This window comes from Sinobacterium norvegicum (assembly GCF_923077115.1).
GTDB classification, from domain to species: Bacteria; Pseudomonadota; Gammaproteobacteria; order Pseudomonadales; family Sinobacteriaceae; genus Sinobacterium; species Sinobacterium norvegicum.
This window is the reverse complement of record NZ_CAKLPX010000003.1, coordinates 513,766-532,823: the sequence shown is the minus strand read 5'-3', so window position 1 is coordinate 532,823 and position 19,058 is coordinate 513,766. Positions and strand designations below refer to the sequence as shown.

At 49.0% G+C, this 19,058-nt stretch carries 20 protein-coding genes; 4 read left to right on the top strand and 16 right to left on the bottom strand.

Features of this window, described 5'->3' with window-relative positions; translation table 11 throughout:
• Positions 1 to 37: 37 nt before the first annotated feature.
• From L9P87_RS14460 to ubiT, 3 genes are all read right to left on the bottom strand, one after another.
• A complete protein-coding gene (locus L9P87_RS14460; RefSeq protein WP_237445455.1) occupies positions 38 to 1,390 on the bottom strand; it encodes a Na+/H+ antiporter NhaC family protein in 1,353 nt (450 codons plus the stop codon).
• 1 nt (position 1,391) lies between these two features.
• Entirely contained in the window at positions 1,392 to 1,859 is a 468-nt protein-coding gene (locus L9P87_RS14455) for a thioesterase family protein (RefSeq protein WP_237445454.1), read from the bottom strand.
• Positions 1,860 to 1,931: 72 nt separating this feature from the next.
• A complete protein-coding gene (gene ubiT / locus L9P87_RS14450; RefSeq protein WP_237445453.1) occupies positions 1,932 to 2,417 on the bottom strand; it encodes a ubiquinone anaerobic biosynthesis accessory factor UbiT in 486 nt (161 codons plus the stop codon).
• 178 nt (positions 2,418 to 2,595) lie between these two features.
• Here ubiT and ubiU point away from each other — a divergent pair, with 178 nt between their 5' ends.
• Together ubiU and L9P87_RS14440 are read left to right on the top strand one after the other, a co-directional pair.
• Positions 2,596 to 3,591, top strand: coding sequence for a ubiquinone anaerobic biosynthesis protein UbiU (ubiU, locus tag L9P87_RS14445; RefSeq protein WP_237445452.1), 996 nt, complete (start codon positions 2,596 to 2,598; stop codon positions 3,589 to 3,591).
• 10 nt (positions 3,592 to 3,601) lie between these two features.
• Complete coding sequence (locus L9P87_RS14440) at positions 3,602 to 4,480, top strand: U32 family peptidase (RefSeq protein WP_237445451.1); 879 nt, start codon at positions 3,602 to 3,604, stop codon at positions 4,478 to 4,480.
• A 46-nt stretch (positions 4,481 to 4,526) separates the two neighbouring features.
• Here L9P87_RS14440 and L9P87_RS14435 read toward each other — a convergent pair whose 3' ends face one another.
• The 9 genes from L9P87_RS14435 to L9P87_RS14395 all read right to left on the bottom strand — a co-directional run bounded on the left by L9P87_RS14435 (position 4,527) and on the right by L9P87_RS14395 (position 13,105).
• Positions 4,527 to 5,300: an enoyl-CoA hydratase/isomerase family protein gene (locus L9P87_RS14435; RefSeq protein ID WP_237445450.1), complete on the bottom strand. Its 774-nt coding sequence runs from the start codon at positions 5,298 to 5,300 to the stop codon at positions 4,527 to 4,529.
• A gap of 27 nt (positions 5,301 to 5,327) precedes the next feature.
• Positions 5,328 to 6,017: a nitroreductase gene (locus tag L9P87_RS14430; protein WP_237445449.1), complete on the bottom strand. Its 690-nt coding sequence runs from the start codon at positions 6,015 to 6,017 to the stop codon at positions 5,328 to 5,330.
• Positions 6,017 to 7,162 carry a CaiB/BaiF CoA transferase family protein gene (locus tag L9P87_RS14425; RefSeq protein ID WP_237445448.1) on the bottom strand — a complete coding sequence of 382 codons (1,146 nt, stop codon included), beginning with the start codon at positions 7,160 to 7,162 and terminating at the stop codon, positions 6,017 to 6,019. The genes L9P87_RS14430 and L9P87_RS14425 overlap by 1 nt, the downstream gene beginning before the upstream one ends.
• 29 nt (positions 7,163 to 7,191) lie before the next feature.
• Positions 7,192 to 8,007, bottom strand: coding sequence for a crotonase/enoyl-CoA hydratase family protein (locus tag L9P87_RS14420; RefSeq protein ID WP_237445447.1), 816 nt, complete (start codon positions 8,005 to 8,007; stop codon positions 7,192 to 7,194).
• A 99-nt stretch (positions 8,008 to 8,106) separates the two neighbouring features.
• Positions 8,107 to 9,753 carry an acyl-CoA synthetase gene (locus L9P87_RS14415; protein ID WP_237445446.1) on the bottom strand — a complete coding sequence of 549 codons (1,647 nt, stop codon included), beginning with the start codon at positions 9,751 to 9,753 and terminating at the stop codon, positions 8,107 to 8,109.
• A 154-nt stretch (positions 9,754 to 9,907) separates the two neighbouring features.
• Complete coding sequence (locus L9P87_RS14410) at positions 9,908 to 11,089, bottom strand: thiolase family protein (protein ID WP_237445445.1); 1,182 nt, start codon at positions 11,087 to 11,089, stop codon at positions 9,908 to 9,910.
• Complete coding sequence (locus tag L9P87_RS14405; protein ID WP_237445444.1) at positions 11,086 to 12,147, bottom strand: thiolase family protein; 1,062 nt, start codon at positions 12,145 to 12,147, stop codon at positions 11,086 to 11,088. Before L9P87_RS14405 ends, L9P87_RS14410 begins: the two co-directional genes overlap by 4 nt.
• Positions 12,147 to 12,644, bottom strand: a complete 498-nt coding sequence (locus L9P87_RS14400) for a Zn-ribbon domain-containing OB-fold protein (protein WP_237445443.1) — start codon at positions 12,642 to 12,644, stop codon at positions 12,147 to 12,149. Before L9P87_RS14400 ends, L9P87_RS14405 begins: the two co-directional genes overlap by 1 nt.
• A gap of 11 nt (positions 12,645 to 12,655) precedes the next feature.
• On the bottom strand, positions 12,656 to 13,105 hold the full coding sequence (locus L9P87_RS14395) for a Zn-ribbon domain-containing OB-fold protein (protein WP_237445442.1): 450 nt from the start codon (positions 13,103 to 13,105) through the stop codon (positions 12,656 to 12,658).
• Positions 13,106 to 13,441: 336 nt separating this feature from the next.
• Between L9P87_RS14395 and L9P87_RS14390 the strand changes: the two genes are divergently transcribed.
• Both L9P87_RS14390 and L9P87_RS14385 read left to right on the top strand, forming a co-directional pair.
• The gene (locus L9P87_RS14390; RefSeq protein ID WP_237445441.1) at positions 13,442 to 14,356 is read left to right on the top strand and encodes an MBL fold metallo-hydrolase; all 915 of its coding nucleotides are present in this window, start codon (positions 13,442 to 13,444) and stop codon (positions 14,354 to 14,356) included.
• 514 nt (positions 14,357 to 14,870) lie between these two features.
• Entirely contained in the window at positions 14,871 to 15,158 is a 288-nt protein-coding gene (locus tag L9P87_RS14385) for a hypothetical protein (RefSeq protein WP_237445440.1), read from the top strand.
• Here the strand turns inward: L9P87_RS14385 and L9P87_RS14380 are convergent.
• From L9P87_RS14380 to fdh3B, 4 genes are all read right to left on the bottom strand, one after another.
• A complete protein-coding gene (locus L9P87_RS14380; RefSeq protein WP_237445439.1) occupies positions 15,152 to 15,940 on the bottom strand; it encodes a hypothetical protein in 789 nt (262 codons plus the stop codon). The two genes, L9P87_RS14385 and L9P87_RS14380, sit on opposite strands and share 7 nt — an antisense overlap.
• Before the next feature lie 176 nt (positions 15,941 to 16,116).
• A complete protein-coding gene (locus tag L9P87_RS14375) occupies positions 16,117 to 17,388 on the bottom strand; it encodes a molybdopterin molybdotransferase MoeA (RefSeq protein WP_237445438.1) in 1,272 nt (423 codons plus the stop codon).
• A gap of 35 nt (positions 17,389 to 17,423) precedes the next feature.
• Positions 17,424 to 18,419, bottom strand: coding sequence for a formate dehydrogenase subunit gamma (locus L9P87_RS14370; RefSeq protein WP_237445437.1), 996 nt, complete (start codon positions 18,417 to 18,419; stop codon positions 17,424 to 17,426).
• 15 nt (positions 18,420 to 18,434) lie between these two features.
• Positions 18,435 to 19,058 carry a formate dehydrogenase FDH3 subunit beta gene (gene fdh3B / locus L9P87_RS14365; RefSeq protein WP_237445436.1) on the bottom strand — a complete coding sequence of 208 codons (624 nt, stop codon included), beginning with the start codon at positions 19,056 to 19,058 and terminating at the stop codon, positions 18,435 to 18,437.

The following is a 19,058-nucleotide window of genomic DNA, read 5'->3' as shown; positions in this document are numbered from 1 at the left end:
ATAAAATTATTATGTCATTAGTAATTAGAATGGCTTTTTAGTTCACTGTTGTGTTTCTTGGTTTTAAAAAAATCAACAATACTGCCACCACAGCCAGTATCATTGGATAAAAACTATTGGCCACCACACTGACCGGCGAGAGTTGAAAGATAGAGCCGACTAACAATGCCTGTGCGCCCCATGGAATCAAGCCCTGTACTGTACAACTAAAGATATCTAACAAACTGGCTGAGCGCTTAGGTGATACCTGATTTTTGACTGCCATTCGCCGCGCCACGTCGCCACTGACAATAATGGCCACCGTATTATTTGCAGTACAGACGTTGGTCAGCGCAACCGTACTAGCGATGCCCAGCTCGGCGGTGCGCTGGCGATGCTGAGCCTGATTGCCACCGGTCAGTTTCGCTATCAAACCCATCATAGTCGACTCAATATAGGCCAAACCACCTTGCTGCTCCATGAGTTTACCCAAGCCACCAACCAACAGCGACAATAAAAATATTTCCTGCATACTGCTAAAACCCGCGTAAACATCCTGCCCAGCGGTCAGTAAATGATACTCCGGTAACGTGACCATCCCTACCGCGGCGGCAAAAATAATCCCCAGGGTAAGCACGACAAAGACATTGACGCCATAAATAGCCAACGCCAATATCGATAGATAGGGCAATACCTTAAGCCAGTCAATCTCGGCAACCTCTGGCACCGTCGAGCTGGCGCCGACGACAAATAAATACAACATTGCCAGAGCTGCTGCCGGCAGCGCCATTGCAATGTTCTCGCGGAATTTATCCTTCATCTCACAGCCCTGAGTGCGGGTTGCCGCTATGGTGGTATCGGAAATAATCGATAGGTTGTCACCAAAGATGGCACCGGAGATAACAGCGCCAGCCATCAAGGCCGGGGATATATCGGTACTGTCCGAGATGCCTAGGGCAATCGGCGCAACGGCACCAATAGTCCCCATCGAAGTACCCATGGCCGTGGCGATAAAACCGCTGATAATAAATATCCCTGGCAGAATAAACCAGCTGGGGATTAACGACAGCCCCAGCGACACCGTCGCGTCCACACCGCCAGTCGCCTTCGCCACCGATGAAAAAGCACCGGCCAGCAAATAAATCAGGCACATGGCAATAATATTGCTGTTGCCGACACCGGCAATAAACGACTCGATGGTCTTGTTTAACGCGTCTTTACTGAGCATGACCGCCAGCAGAATCGCCGGTAAGACAGCAATCGGCGCCGGCAGCTGATAAAAAGCAAAATCGACGCCCTGAGCACTAAAATACAGTCCTGCACCGACAAAAAGAGAAACAAACAGCACCAGGGGTAACAGTGCCATTCCCCGCGCCGGTATTGGCTGCGCCGCAGCCCTCGATGGTTCCATATTAAAGCCCCAGTGGCCGACCAACCGTGGCAGGTTTTGCCGCGTGTAGGTGTTGTTGTAGTAAATCTGAAATGCGTTGTTGAGCATCGGTATCGAAGGCTGCTGCACGTGTCACCGTTGGATCAATACACACGACTACCTGTTCAGAAGTAGCGCGAAGCACCTTGCCATCGTCAGCGTACATATAAAGGAGAAAATGCATTCTGCGTGAATCTGACGCCAACAGTTGTGCCTTGATAGTTAACTTAGCTCCGAGGTGAACCTCACGTAAATACCGTGTTCTGGCATCTAGGGTAAAGATAGTGCGGTTCTGCTGCTGTCGCCACTGTTCACCTAGCCCTAGAGCATCGTACAAGGCTTCGCCTGCAAGGCTGAATACCAGTGCATAATAGGCATCGTTTAAATGGCTGTTATAGTCAACCCATTCCGGTTTAATCTCACACTGATACACCTCGGTTAAACTGTCCACATCACACCCAGTAAAAATTAAGAAGCGGCTATTTTACCGCCAACATTTTAAAACGTCATCTTTAATCCCTGATTAGCGACCGTACTGCTGAGCCAGTCTTCCTGTGCGATCAACCAGTTGGTTAACCAGTGGTCCAAACTCTTCAATATCGACACTGTCAATTAAGTTCTTTAATGCCAGCCCCAGCTCCGTATCCCCTTCAATGATCAACCGGCGATTGAAAAAAAGCGTGTCGGGGTCCTCTTTACGACTTGCCATCAAGACCAAATCATTGGCCCGCCCTGAGAAGCTGACATCAGCTGAACTCGTGGCTGATCTGACGATAAATTGCTCGCCATCGAAGCCAATATCCCAACGCTGGCCGATATCGCTAACAGTAAGACAAAGCCAACGGTACTGTAAAAAATCAAATTCCCCCGCCTCAACCAGCGACGAAAAGACAGTGTTTAACACGGCGGCCAGTGGCCGATATTGCAAGCCCTTGGGGATTACAGTTAACACACCGGCGGCCAGCGTTGGCGCAGATTGAATGACAGCAGTGAGTATACGGTTTTTCATATTGCAGCCTATTTAAGATATTGGCGGGCAATTTATAGCAGCCGGGGTAAATAACGCTGCGCTATATCAAACCACCATTAATCAATAGCGTTAGAGTGCCCTCATCTGCGCTGCATCAAGCCCACTATTAGGCGGCAGCCATTACACTTCCCCGCACGATAATCTAGGACAAGAAATCATGGAGCTGTTGTGCCCCGCCGGGAACTTACCGGCATTAAAAACGGCCATCAATAATGGTGCCGATGCTGTTTATATTGGTTTTAAAGATCAGACCAACGCCAGAAATTTTGCCGGGCTAAACTTCTCCGACAAGGCCTTGGTCAAAGCCGCCGACTACTGTCATCAGCGCGGTAAGAAGTTGCATATTGCCATCAATACCTTTGCCCACCCCGGCAATATGCCGTGGTGGCAGCGCGCCGTCGACAAGGCAGCCGAAATCGGTGCCGATGCGCTAATCATTGCCGACATGGCCGTGCTTGAATATGCCTTTACACACTACCCTAATATCGAACGTCACCTCTCGGTACAGGCGTCGGTGACCAATGTCGCCGCCATCGCATTGTATCACCGCCTCTACCGCCTCAGCCGCGTGGTCTTACCGCGGGTGTTATCGCTGCAGCATGTGGAAAAACTGGCACAGATAAGCCCTGTACCGCTGGAGGTCTTCGCCTTTGGCAGCCTCTGTATCATGGCCGAGGGGCGCTGCTTTCTATCCTCCTACGTCACCGGCGAATCACCCAATACCACTGGCGCCTGCTCACCGGCAAAATTTGTTGAGTGGAAGGAACATGGCCCGCAACGAGAGACCTATTTAAACAAGGTGATGATCGATCGCTTCGAACACGGTGAAAAAGCCGGTTACCCAACACTCTGCAAGGGTCGCTTTGAGGTCAACGGCGATACCTATCATGCGCTGGAAGAACCGACCAGTCTCAGCACCCTGGATCTGATCGATAAGTTAATCGATGCCGGCGTGGTGTCGGTAAAAATCGAGGGACGCCAACGCAGCCCGGCGTATGTCGAACAGATAACCTCGGTATGGCGCCAAGCCATCGACAAGGCCCTTACCTCACCCGAGCACTATGCCAGTGAGCCGCAGTGGCGCGACACCCTGGCCAAATTATCGGAGGGCAGCCAGACCACTCTGGGAGCCTACCATCGCAGCTGGAAATAAGGACAGTAGTATGAAAGTTTCTCTCGGGCCGATTCAATACCACTGGAGTAGGCAACAAATTGTTGAATTCTATCAGGCCGCCAGTAGCAGCGATGCCGATATTATTTATCTCGGCGAGACAGTCTGCAGCAAGCGCACCGAACTACACCCTAACGAATGGATTGAGCTGACCGAAGAGCTGAGCAATAACACCGACAAGCAAATTGTACTGTCGACACAAACGTTATTAGAAACGCCGGCCGATATGGCACTGTTAAAACGCTATTGCGATAACAGCCCGGTATTAATTGAAGCCAATGACATGGGCGCCATCGGCCTACTCAGCGATAACAAACTACCCTTTGTCAGCGGTCATGCTATTAACTGCTATAACGCTCGCACATTGAAACAGCTACGCAATCTTGGCATGCAGCGCTGGGTAATGCCGGTTGAGCTGTCCCGTCAGTGGTTGAGTAAGCTGCTGCAAGAGGCCAACGACATTGGTGTTGACATGGATTTTGAGACCGAGGTATTCAGCCACGGCTATCTCCCCCTCGCCTATTCTGCACGCTGCTTTACCAGCCGCAATGAAAACCGTGAAAAGTCGGACTGTCAGCAATGTTGTATTCAGTACCCCCAGGGCTTGGCGGTAAAGTCCCAGGCGCAACAGCGTATATTCACCCTTAATGGTATTCAAACTCAGTCGGGCTATTGCTACAACCTATTGAATGACCTTGCCTCTATGGACAATCTCGTCGATGTTGCTCGCATCAGCCCGCTGGACATCGGCAGTCTGGCAACAGTCTCTGCCTTCAAGCATCGGCAACCAGATCAGCAACCCTTGCTCGCCAGCCAGCAGCAGTGCAATGGTTATTGGCAGCAAAACATCGGCATGGCCAATATAATGTAGCCACAAAAAAGCCGAGCTCAGCTCGGCTTTTTTAATCATCGGTTAACTATTTTCTAAACTGACTGAAATCAGGCTCGCGTTTTTCAAGTATCGCCATCACCGCTTCGATGTTCTCGGCCGAGCCGCCCAGACGATGCATCTCCTTGGTCTCGGCTGCCAGGGCGGTCTTGAGTGGCGTCTGATGATCGGCCTTGAGTAAACGCTTGGTCGCTATCAACGAGCGAACCGGCCACTTGGCAATCTCCTTCGCCTTGTTCAACGCCGCATCCAGCAGTTTTTCATCGCTGAAGCGCGCCGTGGCAAGGTCTAACTCGATGGCGCGATCAGCATTCATCCATTCTGCTAACAGCATAATTTCAGCCGCCTTCCGTGTGCCAACGACCTGCGCCAACAGATAGCTGCTGCCAAACTCAGGCACCAAACCCAGGTTGGTAAAAGGAAAACGCATACGCAGACTGTCGCCAATGTAAACAATATCTGCATGCAGCATCAGCGTCGCACCCCCACCAATACAGATACCCTTGGCAGCACAGATTAACGGTTTATCAAAATTAACAATCGCCTCGGCACAGGCATCAAAGGGGTGCACACCCTCACCGGCATCATCGGCGGTAAAATCATTCAAATCAGTGCCTGACGAAAAATCTGCACCGGCACCGGTAACGAGGACGGCAGCCACCTTGCTATCTGTGTTGGCCTCAGCAATGGCGTCGGCAAAGGCCTGCCACTGCTCGCGGCTGAAGGCGTTTTTCTTCTTCGGACGGTTGAGTGTTAAGATTAATACACCATCTTGATATTCTTTTAATACAGTATCACTCATGACGTTTCCTAGGCGCGGTCTGCGCTTCTAATTATAAAAAGTAGTGGTCTCAAACAATGGCGCACGACTGCGCTTAAGCTGATTAATATCCGATGATTGTTGATAGCCAAAAGAAATGGCAAACATCAGAGTTAACGGTTCGTTGATATTTAATTGCTGCTTAATTAAATCGGCATAGACACAGACCTCGGCCTGTACACAACTGGCAATACCTGAAGCCTCCATCTGTAACATCAGATTTTGAGCGTACATACCAAGGTCTATTGAGGTACGTTCGTTAAAACCCTGCTCTAAAAAAACAAAGGCACAGTGCGGTGCCCCATAGAGCTGAAAATTATGGTCCATTAAGATATCTTGGCTTTGCTGACTGGTTTTGCCTGCTGCCACCGTGCTAAAAAGTTGTTTTTTTAATGCACGATCACGCTCAACATACTGCGAACCGGGCTTTTGCAGCGCCGGCTTCGACGGTGGAAACTGGCCGGTATTATTCGCCGCCGTCAACAGCGCCTGCCGCACTCGGTCACAGCTGGCACCGCTGACGACAAAGCTACGCCAGGGTTGCATGTTACCGACTGAAGGCGACCACTGAGCGGTTTGAAAGATTTTTTCTACTAGGCCTTGATCGACACGACGGTTTGAAAAATGTCGGGTCGAGCGGCGCTGGCGAATGACCTCATCAAGCAGTTTGGGCGCAGCCAGTGGCTCGATGACCGCCATTAGCTGATCGCACCACTGTCACGCGCTGCGGCAATCTGCTCAGCGGTAAAGCCGATATCGGTCAGGATCTCATCGGTTTGATCACCCGAGCCAACAGCAGGCCCTTGAACCTCGCTAACGGTTCGGCTAAACCGCGGTGCTGGTGCCGTCTGCGTGACACCGTCAATATCAATATAACTTTGACGGGCGACATTATGCGGATGCTCGGCAGCCTCATCTTGGTTGAGAACGGGAGCAAAACAAATATCAGTCCCCTCCATGATCTCACACCACTCGGCCTGGGTTTTTGTCTTGAACTTGGCCGCCATGGCGGTTTTATATTTAGGCCAATTGGCCTTATCAAACTGGGTTTCAAAACCAGGCTCACCGATATCGACGCCAAGTTTTTCAGATAAAAGTGCGTAAAACTGCGGCTCGATTGAACCGACCGTCACCCACTTTTCATCGCGACATTGGTAGCTATCATAGTAGTGAGCACCGCCATCTAACATATTACTTTGGCGCTCATTATCCCAAATACCCATAGCTTTAAAACCAGCGGTGGCAGACATCAGTGAGATGGTGCCATCGGTAATCGCAGCATCGACAACCTGCCCCTTACCACTGCGGCCAGCCTCCAGTAATGCCGCCAGCAACCCGGTGACCAGATACATTGAACCACCGCCGTAATCGCCGACAAGGTTGAGCGGCGGCACCGGGCCTGAATCACTGCGACCAATGGCATCGAGTGCGCCGGTAATCGCAATATAGTTAATATCGTGACCGGCGGCCTGTGACAGCGGGCCTTCCTGCCCCCAGCCGGTCATTCGACCATAGACCAGTTTCTCATTACGGCCTAAGCAAACATCAGGACCTAGGCCCAGTTTTTCCATTACACCAGGGCGAAAGCCTTCAAAGATAGCATCGGCTGTCTCTAACAATTTAAGTACAGTTTCGACACCTTCGGGGGCTTTTAGGTTAACGGCAATAGACTTGCGACCGCGACCGGTAATATCAGCGGGGTTGGCCCCCATCGACATCATATTGGCACTGGCTCTGTCGATGCGGATAACTTCTGCACCCATATCAGCCAGCAACATGCCGGCAAACGGGCCAGGACCAATACCGGCCATTTCTATAATTCGGAAACCTGATAAAGGACCCATATTTTCTACCACCTTAAAAATTTAAAAAGTTATTTACCCTGAAAAACAGCAGGACGTTTTTCTTTAAAAGCCCTCATGCCCTCTTTGGCATCTTCTGTGGCAAACACAGGCCAGGCAATCTCATCGGACTTTACCAAGGCTTCTGCCATTGGCATAGATTCATCGTGCTGACGCAATGATTGCATCACAGCCTTGACCGCCAGCGGTCCATTGGCGCAGATTTTCTCGGCAATTTCCATCGCCTTAGCCAGCGCCTGCCCCTTGGGTACGACGTGGTTAATCAAACCCCAATCAGCACATTGCTGAGCGGAGACATGCTCACCGGTTAACAAGACTTCGGCGGCTAGGGCATAGGGAATTTGACGACGCAGTCGAATTGTTGAGGCCGACATAGGGTACAGGCCACGAGCAACTTCGGTGACACCAAAAATGGCATCCTCGGCGGCAACACGGATGTCGGTTCCCTGTAAAATCTCTGTACCCCCGGCTAAGGCATAACCTTCGACGGCAATAAGAATAGGTTTATTAGGGACATCTTCACGCAACAGAGCCTGCCAATGTAAATTTGGTACAGACTGCATTAAACGCTGGATTTCGTCGGTATCTTCTCCACCTTCAGGGCCTGCAGCCAAGTCCATACCGGCACAAAATGTATCGCCATTAGCAGTCAATACGGCGCACCGTAGTTCATCGTTTTCTTCAAGCGTACGCCACGCCTTATACAGGCCTACCAACATGGCTGGGCTGAAAGCATTCTTTTTTTCTGGGCGGTTAAGTGTGACCACCAAGACATTGCCCTTCTGCTCAACAATGCAATTTTTAGTACTGATCGCAAGCTCTGTCATTATTATTCTCCGCGACGGGTTTCAATTATATAAACGGTTAAATCAAGCCAGTCAGCCGATTCAGCATATTGAATCGACTGAGGATAACACCAAGACTCTTTAGCTAACTAAGAACTCTTGGCTCAAAGCGATCTTCTTCGCCTCAGCATAGGTAGGCTTGCCATTTGGTCCGCGGGGCACCTCGGCAACAACATGCAATTCACGGGGCAGTTTATAACCTGCAATCAGCTTTCGCGCTTCTTCTTGAACAGCCTTCAGAGAGACGTCGAAGCCCTCACGTACAGACACAACAGCTGTTACCTTGGCACCAAAACGGTCATCAGGGGTGTCGACAACCAACGCATCATAGATGGCAGGATGAGCTTTCAGAGCCTGTTCAACTTCCTCTGGAAAAATCTTTTCGCCACCGGAGTTAATACAGTTAGAACCACGGCCAAAGATAGTAATCGTACCATCCTCTTCTAGCGTTGCCGCATCGCCAGTCAGCAACCAAATTTTACCCTTGCCCTCGACATCAATAAAAGTTTTAGCGGTCTTGGCTTCATCGCCATAATAACCGGCAGGAATATAACCTGAACGAGAGAATATACCTTGTTCGCCTGGCTTGGCGTGACGCGCCTCGGCGGGGCTGTCGCCCTCGACAATAACATCCATAAACTCAGAACGAGCAACATTACCCAGGCTTGAATCCCCCTCTTTCTTGTTGCCGTTATCCATGCCCATGTTGCCCGATTCTGATGATCCAAAGGCATTAGTGATAAAGCAGTTAGGGAATTGAACCTTGAACTCTTCTTGTTTGGCCGGCGAGAATACCGCACCGCCAGAGCCAATGTTAAAGACGGCAGAAAGATCCCAGCGATCTTCGTTGCCCTTCAGAGATTCCAATAGTGGAATCGCCATGGCATCGCCAACAATTTGGATAGAATTCACTTTCTCATCGGCTGCAACCTGCCAAATCCCCTCACCATCGAACGAGCGCAATGGGTTAAGTACCAGCTTGTTACCCGATAAAATAAGAATACAGGCATACCACCAAGAAGCTCCGTGCATTAACGGCGCCAGCGGCATGCCAATCATCTGGTTTTCACTGATGCGGCTGACAATATCTTCCGGTTGTTCCAGTGGGCCCAGAGGACTGAAGAAACCACCGCCGCCCATCGCGGCAAAGAAAACATTTTTATGCGGCCACATAACGCCCTTCGGCATACCGGTAGTACCACCGGTATAAAGAATGAACAGGTCATCATCGGCACGCTCATCAAAGTCACGCTGATCAGACTGGCTGCTCATGGCTGCCTCAAACTCAGTCGCACCGATCTTCGATAAATCATGCTCCGTAGCGTCTTCTACCGAGATAAAAGTTTTTAGATCTTTCGCTGCATCGCGAACTTCAGCAATGGCCGGCACAAATTCACGGTGGTGAATACAGGCAACCATATTGGCATTATCAAAGATATATAGTAGTTCTTCATTCACATAGCGATAGTTAACATTGATCGGTACCGCACGAATTTTAAAACAGGCCAACATCGCCTCAATGTATTCGTTACAGTTATACATATACAGGCCGACATGGTCACCTGCTTTAACGCCTTGAGCACTCATATAGTGAGCTAAACGGTTGGCGCGCTGTTCCAGTTGTTGAAACGTTGCCCGTGAGTTACCACAGACCAGCGCTTCACGTTCAGGCATAGCATCAGCCACCATCTCGAACATATCACCGATATTAAAATGCTTGTCAGCCATTGTATGTATCCACCTTTTCAATATTTTAAAAACTATGTATTGATTTTATCATTCAAAATCTTACGGCTGAATTATCTCAACCGCAGGACTACCATAACCTGTTTAAGGGCCAGTTAAAGCCCTTAAGGATTACATTCGATTAATATCGAAGGTGTTATGGTTTTTCTGAACTTACAACCCACATAGCAAAGAATTGTGCGCCGCCGCCATAGGCATGTCCCAGCGCTGTTTTTGCATTCGGCACCTGGTGGCCACCGCATTCACCGCGAACCTGCTGAGCAGCCTCGGCAAAACGGATCATTCCAGAAGCTCCGATTGGGTTTGAAGAAAGTACTCCGCCGGAAGGGTTCCACGGTGTATCACCACCCTCATGCAGCGAGGTAACCCCCTCCATTGTGAGTTTCCAACCCTCTCCTTCTTCGGCAAAGCCTAAATTTTCCAGCCACATTGGCTCATACCATGAGAAAGGTACGTAAACCTCTGCGCAGTCAATCTGCTCACGCGGGTTGGTAATGCCAGCCTGCTGATAAACATCGGCGGCGCAGTCGCGTCCAGCCTGCGGATTCACTTCTTCACGGCCAGCATACATCGTTGGCTCTGAGCGCATCGCCGTGCCACGAATCCAGGCAGGCTTCTTAGTCGCCTTATCGGCCAATTCTTCACAGGCGATAATCATCGCGCAGGCACCATCCGATGAGGGGCAAGCCTCCAAGAAACGCAGCGGATCCCACAACATCGGCGATGCAGCCACCTCTTCTTCGGTGATATTGGGCAACTGCAGATGGGCTAACGGGTTTTTAGAGCCGTGAATACGATCCTTGGTGGCGACGCGAATACCCACATCTAACGGGGCCTCAGAGCGACGCATATATTCGCGAATGATCGGTGCAAAATAACCACCGGCACCGGCGTTCAAGTGTGCTGAAAATGGCTGCGGAGTCGACAGCGCCCACATCGCATTGGATTCCGACTGTTTCTCGAACGCCACGGTTAAGACACGATCGAACATGCCCGATTGTACGTGTGAAGCGGCAACAATGGCGGTTGAACCACCGACTGAACCGGCGGTGTGTACTCTTAGCATAGGCTTGCCGTTACACCCTAAAGCATCGGCCAGATAGAGTTCGGGCATGACAATGCCTTCAAACATATCCGGCGCCTTACCGATGACAACAGCATCAATATCGTCCCAGGTTAATTCAGCATCCGCCAGCGCGTTGGCCGCAGCCTCGTGTACCAACCCAGCAATAGAGACATCGCCACGCTTAGTTTGATATTTTGTTTGACCAACACCGACAACTGCCGCGAGTGTGCCAACTTGTTCATTAGTACTCATTCGCTTGCCTCCAAAACAGTAACCATATTGTGCTGTAAACAAGGACCACTGGTGGCATGTGCAACACCACGCTTAGCCTCGCCCTTGATGATGCGCATGGCGACTTCACCAATACGATCAAGACCTGCTGCCATCATTAAATTGCCCGCCAATGGACCGCCGGACAGGTTCACCGCCGTGCTGTCATCCAGGCCGAGGGCTTTTTGAATAATTAGCTGTTGATGGCTAAAGGGGGCGTGAATTTCAGCAATATCGACCGGGCCATTAGCCACACCGACTTTCTCTGCCGCAATACGGACCGACTCAGAAACCGCGAGGTTGCGGGCACCGATATTATGGCTTTCGATACGGTGATCAATGCCGCGAATAATCGCATAGGGCATGCCCCACTCCTTCGCTTTCTCGACGGTACACATGATCAGTGCTGAGGCGCCATCGGAAACAGGTGGGCAATCGTGTTTACGCAGTGGCGCGCTGTATTCAGGCTCCGCCAATAGCTGTTCAACACTGTAATCACCCTTCAACTGAGCATTTTCGTTAGATTTAGCATTGGCGCGAGACTGGCTCACCACCGCCGCCATCTGCTCGACGGTATACTCGCCGCTCTCTAGGCCAACACGTGCTTGCATCGCTGCCAGACTCACGCTATCCGACCACAATGGCGCATAGTAATAAGGATCTAACTGCTGCGACAAGACAAACGGCAATTCACCGGGGCTCGACTTGGCAAAACCATATATCAGCGCCGAATCGGCCTGGCCCGCCTTGATTTTCAAGTAACCCTCATACAGCGCCCAAGCCGCATCCATCTCAACATGAGACTCTTTGATCGGCGGCACGGCACCCAGCGCATCGACACCGGCAACAAAGGCAAAGGCTGCACCCTGAAGATAATCACAGCTACCAGAACAGGTAAAATCAACACCCTGAACATTTTCAAGACCTATGTCGTTCAACACCTTGTTGACCACCGGCATAATTAATTCAACTTCGTTTTTTGCACCAGCATCGCCAAGAATCGGCGACTGAGCATAAGCAACTACGGCTATATCACGCATTATTTTAATCTCCCAATGTCTGCAATCGGCATATCAGGCTCATCAATAGGGCTAAAGAAACGGATATTTTCCATCGCGTGCACCCACTCTTCTTCTGGCTTCCAAACAGCCTGTACTCGCATGCCAATGCGGACATCATCGTTATTGCAATCACTGATCAAGTGTAGGAATGACTGATGAGCGCCATCGGCCATTAAGTTAGCAATAACATAGGGAGGTTTGATCGGATTGTTGGGGATTGGGATGTAGACAATAGTAAATGACTGAACTGTTGCCTTGTCACCGAGCTCGATCTCTTTTTCTGTCGCGATACCACAGGCGGCACACGAGCCACGGGGCGGAATATAAACCGCGCCACACTTGGGGCACTCTTGACCCACTAGCTTACCGTTGCGCAGATGGTTTAAGAAGCGTGTGGTTGCTGTACCTGCAGTAAAGTTGTAATCCAGGTAGACCGGGGCATCCATACCGGTAATCATTTCTCTTTCTTCACTCATAACTCAGCCCTCTATTCAGCCGGTTCAAAACAGGCAATGTCGGTAATATGGCCACGGGTACTTTCTGCCCAGCGAACTCTTACTTTCATCCCCGTCTCCATTGCCTCAACACTGCCGGCATCAACCATATGCAGCATCGGTACGTCAGCGCCATCAAATTTCAGCAAAGCGAAGGCAAAAGGCTTTTGTAACAAGTGTTTAGTGCCTGGCTCGGAAACCCAATTCCAGGTCGTTACTATTGCAGTGTCACCTAATTCAACAAATTCAGTGACAGGCTCTGCAGTCTTGGGGTCAAATTCGACTGGCGGTACGTATACGGTACCGTCTGAGCCTTTGTTGCCGAAGATCTTGCGATCACGTAATTCCGTAAAAAAGCGGCCGACGACTGGACCTGTAGAGCGGGTATAGGTAAAACCCAGTTCAAACGGCTGGCTTAATACCTCGGACTCAGCACTAGACATGTGTCGTTCTCCTAATTGTTATTGTTCACCACCTGCGCAATAAATCTATTGCGCGATTATTAAGCTGATAATCGTTTTTGTCAGTGAATAGAATTTGTCACTACGATCGACTTTTCTATCATCAAGCCACTAAAACAGTGTCATAAGACGAGCTACCAGCCTTTTTGTAGGGTATGAGTATTCATTAGCGTCGAATGCAAGACAATGGCATTTCAACTCAATATCGCTGTCAAAATTGATCAGCCAATCCCCCCCCATTAGAGAGGGCGTCTATAGGCACTTACAGCCAGTCATGATAGGGTTATCGGTGACAATAATTACGAAATGGACATCGAAATGACACAGCTATTACTCACCCTGACCACCGCGCTATCACTGTTGGTTTTCGGCTCAGCCTTGGCCGACAGTGATCATCACGCTGACTCTACGGCATTCAAGCAACAAAAGATTACTGAGCAGCTTTATTTATTGCAGGGCAGGGGTGGCAATATTGGCCTGCTCAAGGGTGATGACGGCATCGTTTTAATCGACGACGACTACAAGGACCTCTCTAGCGCCTTGGCCACAGCCCTCGAATCACACGGTGGCAGAGATAACCTCCAATATATTATCAATACCCATTGGCATGGCGACCATACCGAAGGCAACCTCGAGTTTGGTCAAAATGCCGTCATCATCGCCCATGAAAATGTTCGTAAGCGACTATCAACCAGCCAAGAAATTAAGTTATTTAATATGAAGTCGGCACCCTACCCCGATGACGCCCTACCCTCTGTCACCTTTCGACAGCAACTTAACTTACACATTAATGACGAGGATATCACCCTACTCCACCTCTCTAATGGCCACACAGATGGCGACTCAATTGTGATATTTAAGCGGGCAAACACCGTCCATCTCGGCGATCACTATTTTGCCGGCATGTTTCCCTTTATTGATACTGCCACTGGCGGTAATGTGGTATCGATGGCCGATAATATCGACAGCGTGTTAACCCTGATTGATGACAGCACAGCCGTTATTCCTGGCCATGGCCCCCTAGCCAGCAAACAGGACTTAGCTGGCTACCGAGACATGTTACGTGGCACCACTGCCGAAGTAGCAACAATGCGCGCTGCGGGTATGTCACTAACACAAATGCAGGCTCAAGGCCTTAGCCAGCAGTGGCAGAACTGGGGGCATGGCTTTATCAAGCAGCCTGTTTGGATCAGTATTGTGAACACCAGCCTTGCTGAACAATCAAAACCGTAACGACTCCCTCCTCAGGGTGGATTCAATATTGGTTAATCGACTGATAATTTGGCCTAGTCTTTATCATCTGGAGCACACGATGCTGTTAAACCATAAATTGGATCACCCTGCTATCGAAGGCATTCGAGTTGGCAAACAAGCGCCCAGGTAATTAACACCAGCTATATTATCTACCGTCTCGGCGAGTCTATTTCCGTTACTGAGCCCGCCAATGAATGGCAAGCGTTAAAAAGTGTCTTGAAGAACCGTCGGTAAAAAAGCATTACTGACTCACTAACTCGAGAATCATAGTGGCACCTCTGGAACAGCAAAAATACTAGCGAGTACAGTCGACACAACCACCAAGCAAGTAGTTGGTCGTGAGGACATCAATACCTATTTCTCATTCTTTTTCATCAGTAAAATCGACCTTCTCAGCGCTCGCCTTAAGTAACAGGGGCTTACTAAGCAGAAGTCCTTATTGTCCCGACCTTCGGCTAGGCATATGCTAAAAACAGTAAGAAAGGGAGGCCTCATGAGCAAACCAAGAGCTGATCAAGCAATGCTATTGCTGATTGATGAAATTCGCGCAACACTACCTATTGACTCCCCTGCCTCCTCCTTGTGTCACGGTCAATGCAAGGGCTGCAGTATTAAGCTGCTCGAATATATCGACAGTGAACTCAGCCACTGGGAACAAGAAATCGATAATCACAACCCCCCAAACCTTGGCCAGATCAGCAAGCTGGGAAAGACCGCAAGAAAGATTTATCATGCCCTGATGAAAAACGGTGTCATCGCACCTACCACTCTACATCAATGAAGAATCATGACATCATTATCACTTTTCTCTAGCACAGTCTGTAAAGCGTGCTCATAGGCATTGTGATCATGATCACGGCTGCTGGGCACCCCTGTCAAGATAGCAGTACTGCCGATTGTTCTAGCCACATCAACCAAGGCACCACCTAGATCACCGCTCTTAAAAATCACTTTACTATTATCAATATTATAATGATCAAGTATCCAGCGACGATTGGGATAATGCAGTGAATCATGATAATTCACCAAGTAAAAGACTTCGGCACCAAGACGCTTGGCGACAGCCCCTGCCTCCATTTCATGACTGAAAAGGTATTTATGAAAATGGCCATCGTTACTGTTTTCAACATTAACTAACAAGCGCATATCTCGCCAACTATGAACCCCCTTAATAATATTAATCGAACAGGGGCTGTCCAACATCCAGCGTACCACCGGGTGCTTCTTAAACAGCTGGAGCGACCAAGGGTTGGAGACAAAATCTTGAAACAACACGCAATAATTATTGTGATTGCTCATGGAGTTGACCAGCGCACTTTCAAAGCGCTCAGTACTGATCGTAAAATCACTATTAATATTTTTATTTCTCGCCAAGTTAACATAATAACGCAGAGAGTCCTCCGCTTCTTGGTACTGTTCAGAGAACTCCGATGGGTTTTTCGTCTGCGGCAAAAAGCTGTGTATATGGAGTGACTGCTGATGTAGTTTCGCACAATCGATGGCGCGAGCCAGCGCCGGCTGGCGCTCAAGATGTGGCTCGACAATGACCATTGCCGTATCCATAACCCCTCCCTGATACCTACAATAATTAGATAATCAATCTTCCCTGTTTATGATGCCGATCATAAAATAATTACTGGAGACTACGCCTATGGGTAATCATCGGCAAGCGTATGGGGTAGATGTTAAGGGGATAAGTTATATTTGATTACTGCGTCCGGTTATATCTGAAAACAACCTTAAGAAAGCGGAATTAAATCAACCCACTCTCCGCGGTCAAGAGAGGAAACATCCTCACCGACCTCGATAAGACAGTTGGCTTCAATCAAAGAACTTAGCTGTGCCGCACCTTGAAAACCAGTTTTATCAACTACTATACAAGCTCGATCTTGCCGGTAGCGGCCTCTGAAGTAGTCGACCCGCCCCTTTTTGCAAGACAGCGGTGACAATAGCTTGGCCTCGATCTTCTCGGTCTTTACCTGTTGCGGCTGATAACCGGCTATGGCTCGCAACAACGGCTCCACACAGACTTTAAATGTAACCTGTACCGCTGCCGGGTTACCGGGAAATCCGATAAATAGCGCCGAACTATCGTTGGTTGGCTGCAAAAAACCCATACTCAAAGGTCTTCCAGGGCGAATTTTCATCCGATAGAAACTCAACTCCCCAAGCTTATTCATTGCCGACTTAACATAATCAGCCTCGCCAGTAGAAATACCTGCCGAGCTAATCACTATATCAGCATGCTTCGCCGCTGACGCTAAGGCATCCCTTAAATGCTCTGCGTCATCTGGGACAATGCCGAAATCAACAATATCACATGGAACAGCCTGCAGTAATGACATTAGGGCATAACGGTTGCTGTCATATATTTGCCCCTGCGTAAGAATATCCCCTGGTTCTTTCAGCTCAAACCCTGTTGATAAAACACTGATTTTTATAGGTTTAAATACTAAAACCGAGGTAAGCCCAAGTGTCGCAAGCTGCCCTATTGCTGGGGCGTTCAATACAACCCCCTTGTGCAATACTTGTTTGCCTGTGACTATTTCCTCACCTTGCCATCGAATATTTTGCCCCCGCCTAAAGCCACTACTACAAGTTACAGTGCTCTCTGCGGCATTAAACGTTGCCAGCTCTTGTACCACAACCGTGTCAGCCCCCTCTGGTAGAGGTGCACCAGTCATAATAACAACGGCTTGGCCGGGTAGAAGCTTAACAGTCGGTGACTCTCCAGCCAGGGTTTTATCGATCACCCGATAAGTTACCTGCTCAACTGCTGAGGCGATAGCATAGCCATCCATCGCCGAATGGTTAAATTGTGGAATATCAACAGGGGAAATTATATCTTCAGCTAAAATACGACCGCTTAAGTTTTTCAGCTCAAGCTGCTCCACTGCAACCTCAGGGCCCTGTGAAGCAATCCGCTCAAGCATCAAATCAACAATTTCATTGGGGGTATAAAGAACCTCCCCCTCCTGTTTGCAGTGGGTAGCTTCAATCATCGATGTCATTTTTATTATTCTATTTTCCCGAAGTCATCACCGTCTTACGACTTGTATTTTATTTCATCTTTTTCAACCAATTCATCATACCAAAGATTATGATGCTGCTTGGCCCAGTTCTCATCGCAATATCCAGTTTGCATAGTTTCGAACCCACCCTCAACCAAGAATACAGCCATACTGACATGACCAATAATCAAAATCATTAGAGTCAACGCGAATAAGCCATGCACTATCAGTGCAATAACGGTAAAGTCTCGTGTCGGGTCAAGGTTTTGAAAGAGCAAAATAACTCCAGAAGTGATAATTCCAACTCCGGCAACAAGAATAAACCAATATAGTATTTTTTCCCCTGCGTTAGAGAATCCTGCTGGAGGATGGACAGCCTTCCGGCCCTTGAAGTTTATAAAGCCTCCCGCCGATTTTATCCACTCCCAATCGTGCTTTTTGGGGAACTGATGATGCATCCACTTAACAATGGCCAAAGACCAGAAAATGACAAAAAACGGCGCTGTGAAATTATGACTAAGATCACAGAACTGCATATAACTACCCCATGTTTCGGGTGAGAGGTAGGGACGGATTACATAACGGCCAATCATAATGCTCAGCCCTGTCAACGCGAGAATCAAAAAACTAGCAGCCAAACCCCAATGAATAATGCGTGATGAAACAGGCCAACGGAGGATTTTAACCCCTGAGAAGCCCGCCTCAATCTTAACGGCACCATTGATAACAAAGAAGATAACCACAAGAAAAATGACAAATAGGTAGCCCCACTCGTCGATGGGAATAATTACATTTTGGCGAAATTCGAGCGGCTCAATAGTACCCGTATTGACCAAAACACCAGCATGAGGTGAGTTAGAATTCGTTACCCCTTCTAATCCGTCCCCCACCAGTCCCCATTGCGCTGCTGGCATTACCTGCCTCTCGGCAACAGGTTTGGTAACAAGATCTTCATACGACTTCACCTCTTCTGCAATAGGCAAAGCAGTCATAAAGATCAGCATTAAAAACAGTGCAACTCGTTTACACATAGCCCTATCCGTCCATTATTTCTGCTGTTCACTACCTGTCATAGCATTAGAAAATTGAGCATCGTTCAGACTCCAACCAGCATTAGCATGCCCTCGGTTGACGACTCGCTCGCGAAATATATTGGCAACCGTTGTCGCATCACCGGCCATCAGAGCTTTGGTTGAACACATTTCAGCACACAGGGGTAATTTCCCCTCTGCAATTCGGTTGGCACCATATTTTTCAAACTCAGCAGCCGATAAATCTTCCTCTGGTCCACCGGCACAGTAGGTACACTTATCCATCTCACCTCGCTGTCCCCAAAAACCATCTTGAGGGTACTGAGGCGCACCAAAAGGACAGGCATAAAAGCAGTAACCACAACCAATACAATTATCTTTATTATGGTGAACGATGCCGTCTTCACGCTTAAACAAGGTTTGTGTCGGACATACTTCTACACAAGGTGCATCGCCGCAATGCATACAGGCAACAGAAATTGAAACCTCCTTATCAACAACTCCATCATCGAGCGTCACCACTCTTCTGCGTTGCATCCCCCACGGAACATCATTGGCATTTTTACAGGCGACAACACAGCCATTACATTCAATACATCGCTCGCCATCACATAGAAACTTATAATCAGATTCGGCCAT

What these genes read in the sequence shown, in the direction of transcription:
- L9P87_RS14460 (WP_237445455.1), bottom strand. Translation starts at nt 1,390, where the DNA reads ATGGAACCATCGAGGGCTGCGGCGCAGCCAATACCGGCGCGGGGAATG.
- ubiT (WP_237445453.1), bottom strand. Translation starts at nt 2,417, where the DNA reads ATGAAAAACCGTATACTCACTGCTGTCATTCAATCTGCGCCAACGCTG.
- ubiU (WP_237445452.1), top strand. Translation starts at nt 2,596, where the DNA reads ATGGAGCTGTTGTGCCCCGCCGGGAACTTACCGGCATTAAAAACGGCC.
- L9P87_RS14440 (WP_237445451.1), top strand. Translation starts at nt 3,602, where the DNA reads ATGAAAGTTTCTCTCGGGCCGATTCAATACCACTGGAGTAGGCAACAA.
- L9P87_RS14435 (WP_237445450.1), bottom strand. Translation starts at nt 5,300, where the DNA reads ATGAGTGATACTGTATTAAAAGAATATCAAGATGGTGTATTAATCTTA.
- L9P87_RS14430 (WP_237445449.1), bottom strand. Translation starts at nt 6,017, where the DNA reads ATGGCGGTCATCGAGCCACTGGCTGCGCCCAAACTGCTTGATGAGGTC.
- L9P87_RS14425 (WP_237445448.1), bottom strand. Translation starts at nt 7,162, where the DNA reads ATGGGTCCTTTATCAGGTTTCCGAATTATAGAAATGGCCGGTATTGGT.
- L9P87_RS14420 (WP_237445447.1), bottom strand. Translation starts at nt 8,007, where the DNA reads ATGACAGAGCTTGCGATCAGTACTAAAAATTGCATTGTTGAGCAGAAG.
- L9P87_RS14415 (WP_237445446.1), bottom strand. Translation starts at nt 9,753, where the DNA reads ATGGCTGACAAGCATTTTAATATCGGTGATATGTTCGAGATGGTGGCT.
- L9P87_RS14410 (WP_237445445.1), bottom strand. Translation starts at nt 11,089, where the DNA reads ATGAGTACTAATGAACAAGTTGGCACACTCGCGGCAGTTGTCGGTGTT.
- L9P87_RS14405 (WP_237445444.1), bottom strand. Translation starts at nt 12,147, where the DNA reads ATGCGTGATATAGCCGTAGTTGCTTATGCTCAGTCGCCGATTCTTGGC.
- L9P87_RS14400 (WP_237445443.1), bottom strand. Translation starts at nt 12,644, where the DNA reads ATGAGTGAAGAAAGAGAAATGATTACCGGTATGGATGCCCCGGTCTAC.
- L9P87_RS14395 (WP_237445442.1), bottom strand. Translation starts at nt 13,105, where the DNA reads ATGTCTAGTGCTGAGTCCGAGGTATTAAGCCAGCCGTTTGAACTGGGT.
- L9P87_RS14390 (WP_237445441.1), top strand. Translation starts at nt 13,442, where the DNA reads ATGACACAGCTATTACTCACCCTGACCACCGCGCTATCACTGTTGGTT.
- L9P87_RS14385 (WP_237445440.1), top strand. Translation starts at nt 14,871, where the DNA reads ATGAGCAAACCAAGAGCTGATCAAGCAATGCTATTGCTGATTGATGAA.
- L9P87_RS14380 (WP_237445439.1), bottom strand. Translation starts at nt 15,940, where the DNA reads ATGGATACGGCAATGGTCATTGTCGAGCCACATCTTGAGCGCCAGCCG.
- L9P87_RS14375 (WP_237445438.1), bottom strand. Translation starts at nt 17,388, where the DNA reads ATGACATCGATGATTGAAGCTACCCACTGCAAACAGGAGGGGGAGGTT.
- L9P87_RS14370 (WP_237445437.1), bottom strand. Translation starts at nt 18,419, where the DNA reads ATGTGTAAACGAGTTGCACTGTTTTTAATGCTGATCTTTATGACTGCT.
- fdh3B (WP_237445436.1), bottom strand. Translation starts at nt 19,058, where the DNA reads ATGGCCGAATCTGATTATAAGTTTCTATGTGATGGCGAGCGATGTATT.